The 14,892-nt window shown below is 52.3% G+C and carries 12 protein-coding genes; all 12 read right to left on the bottom strand.

Annotation, left to right across the window (positions count from 1 at the left end; genetic code table 11):
• Positions 1-159 precede the first annotated feature (159 nt).
• Positions 160-1,968 (bottom strand): asparagine synthase (glutamine-hydrolyzing), encoded by a 1,809-nt coding sequence (asnB, locus tag G5195_RS03705; RefSeq protein ID WP_421223467.1) that lies wholly within the window; start codon positions 1,966-1,968, stop codon positions 160-162.
• A 60-nt stretch (positions 1,969-2,028) separates the two neighbouring features.
• Positions 2,029-3,192, bottom strand: a complete 1,164-nt coding sequence (locus G5195_RS03700; RefSeq protein ID WP_421223465.1) for a hypothetical protein — start codon at positions 3,190-3,192, stop codon at positions 2,029-2,031.
• Between the two features lie 14 nt (positions 3,193-3,206).
• The gene (locus tag G5195_RS03695; RefSeq protein ID WP_421235861.1) at positions 3,207-4,829 is read right to left on the bottom strand and encodes a glycosyltransferase; all 1,623 of its coding nucleotides are present in this window, start codon (positions 4,827-4,829) and stop codon (positions 3,207-3,209) included.
• A 19-nt stretch (positions 4,830-4,848) separates the two neighbouring features.
• Positions 4,849-7,209, bottom strand: coding sequence for an HAD family hydrolase (locus tag G5195_RS03690; protein ID WP_421223461.1), 2,361 nt, complete (start codon positions 7,207-7,209; stop codon positions 4,849-4,851).
• A gap of 113 nt (positions 7,210-7,322) precedes the next feature.
• Positions 7,323-8,504 (bottom strand): UDP-galactopyranose mutase, encoded by a 1,182-nt coding sequence (gene glf, locus G5195_RS03685; protein WP_227340782.1) that lies wholly within the window; start codon positions 8,502-8,504, stop codon positions 7,323-7,325.
• A complete protein-coding gene (locus G5195_RS03680; protein WP_421173049.1) occupies positions 8,501-9,472 on the bottom strand; it encodes a glycosyltransferase family 2 protein in 972 nt (323 codons plus the stop codon). Before G5195_RS03680 ends, glf begins: the two co-directional genes overlap by 4 nt.
• Positions 9,473-9,641: 169 nt before the next feature.
• Entirely contained in the window at positions 9,642-10,847 is a 1,206-nt protein-coding gene (locus G5195_RS03675; RefSeq protein ID WP_421223459.1) for an acyl-CoA reductase, read from the bottom strand.
• Entirely contained in the window at positions 10,826-11,881 is a 1,056-nt protein-coding gene (locus G5195_RS03670) for an acyl-protein synthetase (protein ID WP_323912157.1), read from the bottom strand. Before G5195_RS03670 ends, G5195_RS03675 begins: the two co-directional genes overlap by 22 nt.
• Positions 11,878-13,236, bottom strand: a complete 1,359-nt coding sequence (locus G5195_RS03665; RefSeq protein ID WP_421223456.1) for an AMP-binding protein — start codon at positions 13,234-13,236, stop codon at positions 11,878-11,880. Before G5195_RS03665 ends, G5195_RS03670 begins: the two co-directional genes overlap by 4 nt.
• Positions 13,233-13,982, bottom strand: a complete 750-nt coding sequence (locus G5195_RS03660; RefSeq protein ID WP_227340787.1) for an SDR family NAD(P)-dependent oxidoreductase — start codon at positions 13,980-13,982, stop codon at positions 13,233-13,235. The genes G5195_RS03665 and G5195_RS03660 overlap by 4 nt, the downstream gene beginning before the upstream one ends.
• The gene (locus G5195_RS03655) at positions 13,982-14,215 is read right to left on the bottom strand and encodes an acyl carrier protein (RefSeq protein ID WP_421223454.1); all 234 of its coding nucleotides are present in this window, start codon (positions 14,213-14,215) and stop codon (positions 13,982-13,984) included. Before G5195_RS03655 ends, G5195_RS03660 begins: the two co-directional genes overlap by 1 nt.
• Entirely contained in the window at positions 14,212-14,748 is a 537-nt protein-coding gene (locus G5195_RS03650) for a GNAT family N-acetyltransferase (protein WP_421223452.1), read from the bottom strand. The genes G5195_RS03655 and G5195_RS03650 overlap by 4 nt, the downstream gene beginning before the upstream one ends.
• Between the last annotated feature and the right edge of the window lie 144 nt (positions 14,749-14,892).

The raw sequence follows: 14,892 nt of genomic DNA, 5'->3' as shown, positions 1-14,892 counted from the left end.
ATATTTCACAAACAATGTAAACAAGGCTATAATTTCAACCACAGTTATAAACTTCAAAAATTCCTCGCCTTTATTATATAGCCATAAAATATATTCATAATAGTGGGCTCGGTCATTATAATTATTATTATTTAATAACTTTTAGCCCAAAGCATTATCTCACAAATTGAACTCATGGGACTGCAACCAGATCTCAAGCACCAATAAACCCCAAACATGATAGAAGGTCATACCGTCAAACTGGTTATCCAGCAACATCCGCAACCGGTCGGGAGCGATAAACTGATGCAGACAGAGCTGGCCTGAAGAGGCCTGCTGACGCAGTTGCGTAATCGCACTCTGTTTGGCCTGTTGATTGAACGGATCTATGCTGAAACCCTTTTTCGGCCTGTCGATCCATTCCGCCGGCAAGTAGCGTTTGGCCAACTGGCGCAACAGGAACTTACCCTGTCCTTGTGCAATCAGCTCTGACTGTGCCAAACCTGCGGCAAACTGAGCTACTTCGGTCGACAGGTAGGGCGTGCGGCACTCAAGGCTGTGCAGCATGCTCATTCGATCTACCTTGGCCAATACCAACGGCAGATAATTGGCAATATCGGCCTCACGAAGGCGATTAAGATACGGGCGGCTATCCATATCGATACGCCTGCGCAGCGCCATCAAGTGATCACCAGTACCGGACGGAATGCGACCGAACAACTGTTCCAACTGGCGATCGGCATACAGCAAGATGCGACCAGAGTAGTACTCCCGCCCAAGATGCCAGCTACGCGCCTGCATCTGTTGCTCTCTGCCCTCGGCGGCGACCAGTGTCTGCAGGTAACGGCCATAACCGCCAAACAGCTCATCCCCACCGTCACCCGTAATCGCGACGGTGACCTGCTGACGAGCAAGCTGCGAGACCATATAGGTCGGTACACAGGAGGTGTCGGCATTGGGCTCATCCATGCGCCGCGCCAGATCACCAACCTGTTCAACAAAAGCCTCGGGACGCAGCAGTTGCTCAGTGTGTTCGGTTCCGAGAAAGTCGGCAAAAGCCCGAGCCTCCTCATGTTCGCTCTCCGGCGCCTGTTCAAAACCGATGGAGAAGGTGCGGATCGGCCGTTGCAAACAACGGGTGATCAGGGCCACCGCCGTCGAGGAGTCGACACCACCGGAGAGAAAAGCCCCCACCGGCACATCGGCGACCAAGCGGCGCGATAACGAACGCAGCAACAGATCCTCAAGCTGGTCAACCTGCTCCTCCAGCGGGCGTGACGGCATATGGTCACCGGCACAGATAAAGTGGAAGTAACGCTCTGCCTGTGAGACCGCCCCTGTCACGGCACGCATCAAGTGCCCCGGCAGCAACTTTCTGGCGTGTTGATACAGGGTGCGTTCCCCGACGGGGTGCTGGAAAGCCAGATAATGGGCGACTGTATCAACCGTAATGCGGGCAGGGAATCCTGGCACCAGGGTCAAAGCCGCCAGCTCGGAGGCAAAGACCAACAAACCGTCAAACTCGGCATAATAGAGTGGCTTCTCGCCAAACGGATCACGCGCCAGCAGCAACTCCCTGCGCTCACGATCATAGTAGGCAAGTGCAAACATCCCCTCGAGCCGGGTCAGAAAGTCAGCACCTTCCCGTACCAGGCCATTGACCAATACCTCGGTATCAGAATGGCCAGTAAATGATATGCCGGCGTCTTTAAGACGCCCCCCCAACTGAAGATGGTTGTAGATCTCCCCATTAAATACGATACAGGCTCGTTGCTGTGCATCATGCATTGGTTGATGCCCGGCAGGCGATACATCCAGAATACTCAATCGACAATGTGCCAGAACACAGCGTCCGTCATCCGACTCCCAAAGACCCCGGTCGTCAGGCCCTCGATAGGTCATCGCCTCCGCCATTCTATTAGCCTGCTGTTTCAACCACGCAGGATCATGTTGACCATGAATACTCATTATTCCGGCTATACCGCACATTTTATAACTCCCTAAAGGTAAGCCAACACATGATGTCACGCATGAGACATCATAGAATAATCAACTATCATGCGATGGCTTTTCCAGAACGAATAGCACACCAGCGACTTCCAAATCCTCCCATCCCAGTGATGCATACTCATCTGCGAAATCGACAGAGACTTCCTGAATATGCTCTCTATCATTCTTCATATATTTATCTTCAGCAACAATCCTGAAGCCACATTGTAAAAATATCTGTCGATAATCACTATAACGCAGCTGATTACCATGTAAAAAGTGGCCAGCATCACCATAATGGTCACGCCACTCTGACTTGCCTATTGTCAGGAAATCAAGTGGTCGTGAAAAATCCCGGTGGTCTCGGAGGTCAATCCAGTGAAAAGCAAAACCACCTGATGCTAATAGCTCAAATGTCTTGGCTACGAATGAATGAATATCTACAACATGCTCCATTACGGCACACGAATAGCATACATCATATTTTTCATCATCATTGAAATCTTCAAGCTTTATCTCAGGGAAGTAATTTAGTCTAGTGCCATGATGATCATGAAGATGGAATGATTCAACATCATCATTAAATACAATACCATCATTTACCTTACATGGGACATTGAAAAGCCCCATTAAATCTTTAATCATTGAAACATGTTCATTGAAAGGATATTTCCCGCTTAGTCCCGGGAATGGTTCGATCGCGGTCCACTCCCCGCCCCATCGTAATAGACTATATATCTCCACCCCAAGGGAATGACCAGAACCTATATGTAAAAATCGATTTACCGGCTTTGAAATATATTGTTTACGGCATTTCTCGAAATGATTACCAAGTGATATATGATAAAATACACTACCGCTAGTGTTTTTACTTCCTATTATCTCATCCACGAGCTCACGTCCGATTAGCCCTTTCAGTTCCTGCTTCTCTCGATCTTTTATTTCACTTTCCTCATCATAAGGAAAGGGTAAATATAAATCATCCAGCCCCAATTTGACGAGTTGAGCACAGATATCTGAGACATGCCTCTGAAGACAAGAGAGAATAATAAAATTTGGTTTATATAGATGAATTTCATCAGGAGAGATAATAGGAAGCTCACCCTTAAACTGACCATGTAAATTTTCGTTATTATCAGCAATAGCCAATATTGAAAATCGTTTAGGAAGTCTTTTTATAAATGAATCACAAACTTCACCAGCACCGAACAAGATAACATCCATATTCCGTCTCCGATTTATTTTTTATTATTCAGTGCCAGTGTTTTTTCAGCAAGTATACGTGGTGAATAATGCTCACTCATCTTTTCCACCAAACCAACTGATGTTTTCTCTCCACTCCCCATTAATAATGACACTATCTTTTCAACCATCAAACCCCATTCCCCATAGGGAATCAAGTCACAAGAAAACTCTGTCAGTACAGTTTCTCTATTTCCTGGAATATCTGTCGCTACAACAGGACAACCAAGTGCCTGTGCTTCCAAAATAACATTAGACATTCCCTCATGACTGGAGGTGGAAATGAGCAGGCTGGCACAACTTAACCATTCAAAAATATTATCTTTCACACCCACGACATGAATGTTATCGCGGCACGGCTGCTGCGCAATGCAAGCAAGGACCTCTGAGCGCAATGGTCCATCACCGATTAAAATTGCATGGGTTTGAGGAAGTTTGGCAATGACAGAAGCGACAACCTCTATAAAGCGACATGGGGACTTTTCCGGAGACAGTCGCATTATCCCCATCAATATTGGGGCCGATAAATGAATATCTAACTGCTGTAAAGGCTCTTGTCCCTCAACCCGCTTGGCCATGACCGCATTTTTCACTACGGGGATGCTCGATTCAGGCAAATTTAGCCAGCGAGCATACGACTGCGCCCCTGCCATGGAGTTAACACTCAAAACGATTCCTGGCAACTCGGTCATCAGACGATAGTAAGCTGCCAACCTCGACTCATCATAAACGGCCAGGTATTCAGGAAACTCTGAGGGTGCAACACTCCTTCCAGAGATAATGATCTGTTCTACTCCCGCGAAAATTGCGGCCATAGAAGCAATGACATTACCGTCTTCTAGATAGGCGATAACCAGTTTGGGCTGAACACGTTGCATATAGTCATAGGCAGTGAGAATGCCGTGAAGCAGTCCGGGCTCAAAGAAGGGTGCCAATTGATTAGCCAACTGGTAGCTATTTTCCTCCTGCTCCAAGTTCGGCCAGCACTCACGGGCAGAAGGCACGAAGTAGAGCTCTACACCATGAGTACGCAAAAGCGCCTCCCAGTTATTAACCTCCAACCCCTTATTCTTCACCGAGATCAAATGCACTTCCCATCCCTGCTGGCGCAATCCGATGGCCAGCAATACCATCTGCCGCTCAGCACCGCCTTTGACCAAGGAGTGGATATATAGCACGACACGCTGCACTACTTGGGGCAGCCGATGTGCTCGACGCTCGCGGATCAACCGCTCAAGCTTTTGCTGCAACATCGCCGATGGCTGGCAGGTTGCCTCAACATAGGGAGTGATATAGGGATAGTCGCCATAATGACCTAGTTGCTCGATAATCTGCCCACCGAATTGCTGTAAATCTGAAAAGATGACAATGACCACCTCCTCTGCTGGGTAATTATTAAGCAGTTCTGGCCCTACAATCGGAATGCCACAGGCGAACTGACCGACTTGAGGACCGTTAAGACCATCGATGATGGCGACGAATGGATAAGGGGATTGGAGCACATGATAATAAAGATTTCCCGCCACCCCCCAGGCAATCGCCTTGCGTTTCCCGGACAGCAGTTCCTGATGCAATAACGCATCAAAAGGCAGGGCATGTTTCATCGACAGATCCAGCATGTGTCGGTTTCCTTGGAATTCAATTCAATGACAATATGGTCACATCTTGGCTGGATATATTCGCAAAGATGTCTCGTTTTATTTCGTCCACAAAGGAGGCGGACGCGACAATCAGTACAGAACCAGATGGAATTGAGCACTCGGATAATGATATAACGTCATATCCCATCACTTGGTAGTGTCCAAAGTTGGCTTTTTTATCGATCACGGTACGGATACGGATGCTTTTTTTAATCAGTTCAGGTGCCAGACACTCAAAGAATTCTCCCGCCCCATACACTATGACTTCGGTGGCATGTTGACTTTGCATCAATTCCAGAAGTCTATCGATTGCTTGGGCATGCTTATAACGTGCATCGCGTAAGCCGACAAAATCCATCATCAAATCAGGATCCAGCCGACTCAGGGAACCTTGTGGCCAAGCCAACCAACGCTCACCATAAGACATGTTTTTACTGAACTTGCGATAGAAGGTTTCTATTCCTTCTGAGTGGATCCGCGCCAACCCGGAGGAATTAATAACCTTGTAACTACGCTCCGAGCCAAAGTTGTCTTCATGAACCAGATTACCAAGATAGTGCACCTCGCTCGATACCGGACACTCGACCAGACGCTCCATCATGCGTAAAAAAGAGATGCGCTCACTCAAATCGGATTCGGCGATGCCCAGCGACTGGTCCCATAACTGATAGGCATTAACTCCAGCCTCAAAACTCCGGATATTTTGCTGATGCTGGACACTGTAGCGAACCTCTGCCTGTCGCGGCACAACTTTCCCTTCCGCTGTGCGCCGATACCCCAGTGTGCTCCCTTCCAAACCAACGAGAACAATTTCAAAAATCTCTGGTGAACGGGCAATCTTCTTGATCCCCTTTATGGTATCGTTACGCACCGGAATAAAGGCACTGATCGGCGTGATAACGGAGTTTTTGCTGCCTCTATGGTTACAGTAGAGCAACAGACTGCTCATTGGCTGTTGCAACATGGCCTTGCTAATTTGAGAGGGAATCGTCCCACCGCCACCCAAGTCGACTAGCAGATAGGGAGCATCTCCCGTCAAGCCAACAAAATAATCTCGCATGTCCAGCCTGCTTTGCTGAATACTGCTCTTGATCTGCTCGATATTTTGCTCAAACACTTCAGCCATCAGTTGCAGACCATCTTGCCCATCGATGGCAATTTGATCCAAAAGCGCCAGTGGCGTGTCAAGAAAGGATGCCAACCTGACATCCTGAACACCAAATTCATTGAAAAAGTCACGAACGGTGTAATTGCGGCGCATCAAGGTCTGGGAAACAGCCTCTTCCACTTGGCTATCATCTATCGCGGGCAAATAGGTTGCCTTGCGTGAGGCATAACAGGTCTGACAGCGTATATCTGGGTACTGCTGTGATTGAAAATCGACCTGGCGGTTGATACAGGCAGCAAAGATCCCGCCCTCTCGCATCAGCGACAAAATGTTTTTTACCTGCAGTCGTTTGGCTGACTGCAGAACCCACTTGGCAAATGCCGTCAGGACGGGTCCAAGGATGAAGGCGCCATATGTGTAGAAAAATTGCTCCTCCTCGGAAAGCTGTTGTGGCATCGACAGGACGGCCAGCTTCCTGGCATGTTGCATGGTCGATGGCACATTTACCCGATAAACTTTCTCGTTTTCCAACACCTCAGACAGATTCTCTGGGATATCAAAATGCAATGAAGCCAAACCATGTTGCCGTGCCGACTGCACATCAGCCCTGGGATTGTCACCGATATGCAAAACTTGCTCTGGTTTCAGCTTTATCTGAGTAATTACATGGCTAAAGAGAGCGCCACTCTGCTTGGTCAACCCAACACTTGATGAAACAAACAGATAATTATAAGAAATTTCAGGGCATTTTTCTGAAATACAGTCGCGCAAAAAAACTTCTGGCAAATACATGTCGGAAATAAAAACAATCAGTTTATTTTTACGTTGTGCACGTACCAAAACTTCTTGAATAATCGGGTCTGGATAAAGAACTTCTCGTTCTACTTTCAGCTCTTCAACTTTAAGCACCGCCTTAATTTCATCACTAAAAGGCAGCTGTTCAAAAATATCGTCAAAACTAATTTCTTCACCTGAAATTAGTTTGCGAGCACGAGCTTCAGCCTCGAGGCGGCAAAATCTATAATCTTCTGCCTCTATTGGCAGATTAAGACCTCTATTTAGCAACCGTCTCGCTGCTTCCTCAAAAACCCACGAGGGTTCATCACATGCACGACGCAATAATGTATCAAAAACATCCAATGAAATATGTGTTATTTTATCAATGCAAAGATACTGATCAAGAGCAGTTAGAAACTGGCTATTTTCTAGTAAATCACGCAACTCGGGAGACATCACCGCATAATGACTCATATATACCTACACATGCATCAAAATAAAAGAAATCACATAAAAAACATTCACACTCAAAAACTCGAATACTTTTGCGGAATGAAAATATCTATCTCTGCAATAGATTATATTCATTACTTATTTAAAACGGCAAAACAGGCATCGGAAACCAATCGAGAGAAATTGTTCAGCGCGTTATCCACTGCATCATCCATATCGAAATAGCGATACTCGGCAAGGCGGCCCAAAGCAATCAGTTGCGGGAACTCGGCCAATTCATCGCGGCAAGTCTGATAATGCTGTTTGGCTGCATCGGTAAACAGCGGGTAGTAAGGCTCCAGCCCCTGCCCGGCCACATAGGTGCAGGGGTATTCATAAACGATGCTGGTGCCGGGATGTTGCTGCCCCGTCAGATGCTTGAATTCAGTGATGCGGGTATAGGCCTCTTCATTCGGATAATTGACCGTGGTCACCGGCTGAAATTGAGCTTGCGGCAGATGACAGTGCTCAAAGCGCAGTGAACGGTACGGCAAGCCGTCGTGCCCCGCCGGCATCAGCTGATCCAGCATCCCCGTATAGACCAAGGGCCCGGCAAAGGGCACGCCATCCAGCAGTATCCGTTTCTGTTGCCAATCCAGACAGACGCGGGACCCCATGGGAATGGATAGCCTCACCTCAATCAAGGGGTTCGCCAAGATGCGCTCGAACATGGCGGTATAACCCTGCGCGGGCACCGCCTGCCAGGGATCAATAAAGTAACGGTCATCACGATTGACGACAACCGGCACGCGCGCAGTGACCTCGGGCGAGACCTGCTCTGGCGATACACCCCACTGCTTGCTGGTGTAGTTGACGAAGGCTCGCTCATAGATGAACTGGGCCAGCTCAGCCAGCAGAGGCTCAGCTTCCTGCCGCAGTGCCATGATGGGCACTCTGGCCCCCTCACCAAATCTGGCCTGAAGGGCCTCAATCATGGCCGCTGCCTTCTCCGCCGGAAAGCAGCGTTCAATGCTGGTCAGGTTGAACGGGATGGGCACCAACTGACCATCTATCCGTGACAGCACGCGATGCTCATAAGACAACCACTCGGTGAACTGCGACAGGTAATCCCAGACTTCCTGCTTGTCGGTATGGAACAGGTGTGGCCCATAACGATGGATCAGCACGCCGTGCTCGTCATACGCGTCGAAGCAGTTGCCACCGATATGATCGCGCTGTTCCAGCACCAGCACCTTCCAGCCAAGCTGGCTGGCCATTCGTTCAGCCATGACGGCACCCGAAAGCCCAGCGCCGATGACGATCGCCTGATAGCTCACGCTCTATCTCCAAACAGTTGCTGCATGACACGCGCGGGATGGGCCCGCTCTGCCCATGCCAACTGATGTCGTTCGTCGAAGAACCAACCCGGGGCTAACCTTGCCACAGCATCGACCGACTGCTCGATAAGCTGAGTGAAGCGCACGACATCATCCTGCCGCAAAAAGTAGAGCGCGGCAGAGTAGTAGTGATGGGCACGCCCCTGAGCAATGATCACGGGATCAGCACCGAATGCCGCCGCATTGTCACAGGCACGCAGCAAATCGCGCAGCGACTGTTCACGACGTTCAGCCGATTTGCGGGTTTGCCCGCCAAAGCTCTGGGTATGGAAGCGATAGCGGCCCAATAATTCGGGGATAAAATCCAGCGTCCCCGGATTGTGGGAGAGGTTCAAGATATGCCAGGGATAATCGAGGATGATCTTGCACCCCTCATCGATGGCGTTCTCCATCCCTTCATAACGGCGAAACATAATGGAACTGGCATTGACGAACACCCCGAAGCGGATTAATGCCTCCCGCGTCATCACTAGTTCGAGATAGCGAGCATTGTAATAATCGCGGGTGAAGAGCTTGATCCGTGCATCGGTCTCATCATCAAACATCTCCGCTTCGTGGTAGCAAAGGGTGCAACCGGAATGCGCGTCCAGATAATCGGCCTGACGCTGCAGCTTGCCCGGCAGGGCCAGATCATCCCCGTCGACATAGGCGATATATTCGCCGTTCGCCTCTCTCAACAAGCGTTTCTGGGTTTTAGCCAACCCCATATTTTGCGCGTTCTGTAGTGCCCGTAGCCGAGGCCACTGTGACGCCAACCGCTGCATAATGGCCCAGGAGTCATCGCTCGAGCCGTCATCAATGGCGATCACCTCGAATTCGAAATCCGTTTTTTGTTCCAGCAGGCTAAGCAGGCAAGGTTCAATGAAGCGCCCGAGGTTGTATACCGGCACCAGTATGCTGATTTTCATAAGGAAACCCAGGGTTTGAGTAAAAAAGAAGCAAAACAAAGAAAATGGACAAGGCTACCGCACGGTCTCTGTCAACCTTTCCTGCCCTTCATCACAATAATTACTGCAAGAGCTGTGCCTGACCAAGCTAATTGATTGATATGACTTGATTTATGTGACCTGGCATCCACTATTCAATGCGGGCAAGCCGACGGCTACAGGCGGCTAGCATGTCGATGCCGTCCCAGAGCCATTCGAATGCCAGCGCCTGTCCCGGACTTGCCACCCTATCGATACGACAACCTGGCGATACCAGGAGCGCATGCTCAAGCTGCGTTTTATCCGGGCCAGCCCAGACACAGGTCTGCATATCCCAAGGCTGTAGCAGCAACTCATCAAGGTTATCGGCAACAAATTCGGCGACTGTACCTCCTCCGATGTGTGCAAGCCGCAAAGAGGCGGTGGGAGTCAATAAGGTGACGCCAGAAAAGGTGTCCAGCTGCATCTGGCCATCATGGGCGGCATTTTGTTGACTATTGATAAGGCGTTCCATCATCAGGGAGGGATTATCTGCAAATGGGGCGAAGATCCCTTCGAGCAGACGACGGCGCAACGTGCTGGCGGGAGTGCCCAACCAGCAAATCGTAGTGGGTGAGGCGCAGGCTTGTTGATTGAAACGGGTAAAGTCTTGTTGCAAAGCCGCGACCACTTGCCGCCACGCAGCAGCATCCAGGTTGGCGAGCCATTGGCTATCCAACACCGCCATGGAGCGGCGATCCGGAAACACGATTTCCTGAGCGCGGGGTGAGAGCGGAATAGCCCGTACCCGGCTGATGGTTTCATCACCTCCCCAGATAATGCGAAGCCGACACCGGGCCGACAGCCAGGCGGTGATGCCCTCGTCGTGGTCATAGCGGATAAAACGGGTACGGGAGGCAATCTCTTGCCACTCGGGCAGGGAGAAGAGCTCGTTCAGGATGGCCAGCATGGCCTCTTGCACCGGGTCGATGCGCGATGAGAGACGTACCACGGACCCATTGCCCATCAGCAGCGCCATGATCCAGGAGTAGAACGCGACGGTCGGCACGTTGGAGGGGACCAGATGAAAAACCATCCCCAAGGGTGCACGCCCTGCCATGCGTTTGCGCTGTACCTCAATCTGGCGCGGCCGCAACAAAAAGCCAAAGGCGGCCAGATCAGGGTTCTCTCGCCCCTCCTTCAGCAGACGTGCAGAGAGCGCAGCCACAAAGTCGCAGATGACGGGCGCAAAGCTTGGCAACGGGCGAATGACAAAACCTTGCCAACCGCTGACGGGAGCTACGAAAGCGACTTCTGGCCCCGCTTGCCAGATGGCATCTTCTACATCTGATCGGCTCACTGGAAAGTGTCGCTGCATCCCCTCACCTCGGCGCCTTGCTGACGTCCTGATACATGGAAATAACGGCCACGACGGCCGCAGGGGCAATCATCCTCCCCCAGCAGCACGCCGAGATCCTCGGTCAGCAGGCTGTGGCCAGGATAACTTTGGGGAATGGCAGAGATCACCTGCAGCAAGCCGGGTTGGCCGACCCCGAGCGGTCGATGAGTCAGCGGATCCCGCACCAGCAGATCGGCAAAGAGGGGAGCATGAAGATGGCCATGCTCACACTCGACAAATACCGACCCCACCTGCTCCACCATGCCATAGAAGTTGTGCACCCGACTCAGCCCCAGCTGTTCATGGCAACGTTGCTTGAAAGCCGGATTATCCACCGCGAGGTGTTGCAGTTTTTTCCAGCCACCGCTGTGAAAAAGCGTGCCGTGCGTCAACGGCAGTTGCAGACCTCGCTCACGCAGCGGCTCCAGCAAACATTGCCAGACCATGAAGGTGAAGCCGAACAGCAGGACCGGCTGGCCCGCATATTTGTCACAAAACGCCTCGATGACAGGCCAGTTGGGCCGCATCTGCTCATCGAGGGCATAGGTATGGTCACGGCCAAGGAAGGAGAGCCCCAGCGCACCGGCTCCCCGAGCGGAAAAACCGCTGCGGTTTTGAATCAGGGCGGGTTGCTCCACCAGCAGCATAGGCAGCCGTTGCTTGCCGACGAACTCTTGCAGGATCTTCACCAGCACCTTGCTCTGCAACGCGGCGGTCTCCCTGTCCAGCACGATCCGTGACGGCGTTCCGGTAGTGCCAGAGGAGGTGAGCACCTTGAACACTTCTTCTTGCGGCACACTCTGCCATTGGGCCAATTTGAACAGGCGAGCGGCCAGATAGGGAAGCTCTTGATAGGTCGAGGCCTGACCCCAGCCAAACGCCGTCAGAATATTGGCAAAGGCTGGGCACCCCTGCCCATGGCACTGCGTCAATTTATTCAGACGAGCAAGGAGCAGCCCACTTTTTTCCTGTTGGGACAGCCCGAAAACCGGCGCATCAAACAGCCTGTTCATAGCTGCTCCAGCTCTGTTAACAGGGCCGGATAATCAATCTTCATATTGCTGCGTCGTGGCAAATGATGTTGGTAGATACGCACGCTTGATGGTGGCACCATCAGCCAGCGGGCCACCTCCAGCTGTAGTGCGTCACAGGGGCACGCGTCTGCCTCGATGGCTACCAGCAGGCGATCATCGCAGCCGGTCGCGGCGCAGGAATAGCCCCTCCCCTGCAACCAGGTTTCCACTTCAGCCAAGCTCACCCGTTTGCCAAACAGCTTCAGGAAACGGTTGAGTCGCCCGGTCAGATAGAAGCGGCCCGCCTCATCACAACGAGCCAGATCTCCGGTAAAGAGCGCATCCATATCACGCCCACGCGCCAGATCTTCAGGGCGCTCGGCATAGCCAAGCATCACGTTTGGCCCTTCGTAGACCAGCTCCCCCTCCCCGTCAGGAAAGCCGGGCTCATGACGCAGAGAGAGGCACCCGCCCGGTACGGCACGGCCGATGGCATCCGGGACAATCATCACTTCATCGTGCGCCAACCAGGCGATGCGCGGTGCCGCTTCGGTCTGGCCATACATCACGAAAAAACGGCGTCCCAGTGCAGCGGCCTGCTCAGCAAACTGTTTTGCCAGTGCCGGCTCAAGTCGTCCTCCAGCCTGGGTCAGTGTCATCAGACTGGGATAACGCGCCCAGTCAAAACGCAAGCGGTTTAGCATCTGAAAGGTAAAGGGTACCCCCGCCACACTGGTGACCTGATGGCGATTGACCTCATCCCAGAATTGGCGCTCAAGGGGACTGGCAGTGCATGAAACCAGCGAGGCGCCAACCAAAAGATGGCTGTTAAGTACCGACATACCAAAGGAGTAAAAAAGTGGCAACGAGGTGATGGCTCGCTCACGCCCGTTCAGCGCCAGATATTCGGCGATGGCCGCGGCATTGGCATCAAGATTGGTTCGCGACAATCGCACCCATTTGCAGGAGCCGGTACTGCCCGATGTCGGCAGCAACATGGCCAGCTCAGGGTGAAGCGAGGGCGCATCGCCAAGATGCGCAACTGCCCCATCCTCCAATACCCGCAGACTAACACCAAAGCGCTGGCACTGCTCATGGTGCAACTGGGCATCCTGTGCAGGATCGGCCAGCATGATGGCGTGGCCATCACGCAGGGCCAGCAAGTAGTGAAGCAGATGCAGGGTGGACGTCACAAATGGCAGGTAGACCAAATGACGACCGACGGGATAGGTGGTGGCCAACTGCGCCACACGCCGAGCCAGCTCACCATAACTGAGCCACCCCTCTTGCGGGTCTCGCCAGGCGGGCTCGCTGTTACCCTCAACCAGATGGGTCAGCAAATCAGGCCGGTTCAAATCACCATCCCCCCATCGACTCCAATCACCTGCCCGGTCACATAGCTCGACAAGTCGGATGCAAGAAACAGGGCCACCTTGGCCACTTCATCTGGCGTGCCAATCCGTCCCATCGCGATGCTGGCCACCCGCTCGGCAAACTTCTCTTGCGGGATGGCATGCGCCATATCGGTATCAATAAAACCGGGAGCAATGGCATTGACACGGATCTGGCTGGCAGCCAGCTCCTTGGCCAGTGACTGGGTAATACCGATCACCGCCGCCTTGCTGCCGGCATAGCAACTGAGCCCGGCTGCCCCCACCAGCCCCATCAGGGAGGCGAGATTGATGATGCTACCGCCACCACTGCGCTGCATCATGCGGGCGGCATACTGGCTGCAGTAGATCACGCTAAAGGTATTGTTGCTGAATGTCTTTTGCAGATGGGTCTGGTTCGCCATTCCCAATAACGCCTCTTCCAGCATGCCGGCATTGTTGACCAACACGTCCAGCTGACGAGTCTGAGCAAACAGCTGCTGAAAAGCCTGCTTGACCGCCGACGGATCAGCCACATCAAAACAGAGAGGCTGGCAAGGCACCCCAAACTCGGTACCAATCGCGGTCACCAGCTGGCTCATGGTCACCTCATCACGGCCTCCCAGCCACAGTTCAGCCCCCTGAGAGGCAAACTGGCGGGCGATGGCAAGACCGATGCCACGCCCGGCACCGGTGATCAACACCCGCTTGCCCTGCAACAGCCCCAGCATCAGAAAGCGACCCCGTACTTGGCCAGGAGCTCGCGCGCCTTGCCGACCGAACTCATGTCGATAATGTCATCGGTGTCGAGCAGCACGCCGTAGTTATCCTCCAACTGGGCAATCAGCCCCATGTGGGCGACAGAATCCCACTGCGGGATACTGTTGTAGGCCAGCTCATCGCTGACGCTGCCGATATCGAGACCCAGCGCCTCGGCAAAAACCTGTTCCAATGCGATTGTCATCTGAAAAATCTCCGTAGCCGCTCACGGGCGGCATAGTAATTCGCCGGCAGCAGTTCCAATGCAAAAAATCCGTTCTCTTGTCCTATCTGGCTATAACCCAGTTGTTCATTCAAGCGCAGGGCAGAGCGATTGTTCTCCCGAACCAGGGTGCGGATACAACCGATGTGCAACTCATCAAAACCCTGATCAAGCTGAGATAAGGCAGCAGCGACAGCCAGCATGGGATGCCGCACGGGTGAGTTGCCCAGATAGAGTCCCGCATCGGCGATCGCCTGACCCAGCAGCTCGCCCTGAGACTCACCTTTAAGATTGACGTAGCCCGCTCGCACGTCTTTGCACCAGAGCACCCAGTGCTGCTGATCCCGCCGCTCACGGGTAGCAGTGAACCATTGGCGCTGTTGCCGTGGCGAAATACGCGTCTGGGATACCATCTGCATTCGCACCTCATCCTGATTGCGCCAACGCCGCAAAGCGGGAAGATCCCACGGCGCTATCGGGCGTAGCTCAACGCCATAACTCATCTTCAACGCCATACAGTTTCCATGACTTCCATGACCTGTCTCTCTTATCGACCACACGGCCGCCATTCCGTAGCAAAAATCGATAATACAAGCAGAAAAACCAGTATAATATCAAAAATAATCAAAGAGTTGTCATCGATTATCCTGGCTTTGGCC

It is taken from the genome of Aeromonas sp. 601039, from assembly GCF_049174415.1.
GTDB classification, from domain to species: Bacteria; Pseudomonadota; Gammaproteobacteria; order Enterobacterales; family Aeromonadaceae; genus Aeromonas; species Aeromonas veronii_A.
The sequence above is the reverse complement of the archived record's forward strand: the minus strand, read 5'-3'. Positions and strand labels throughout refer to the sequence as shown.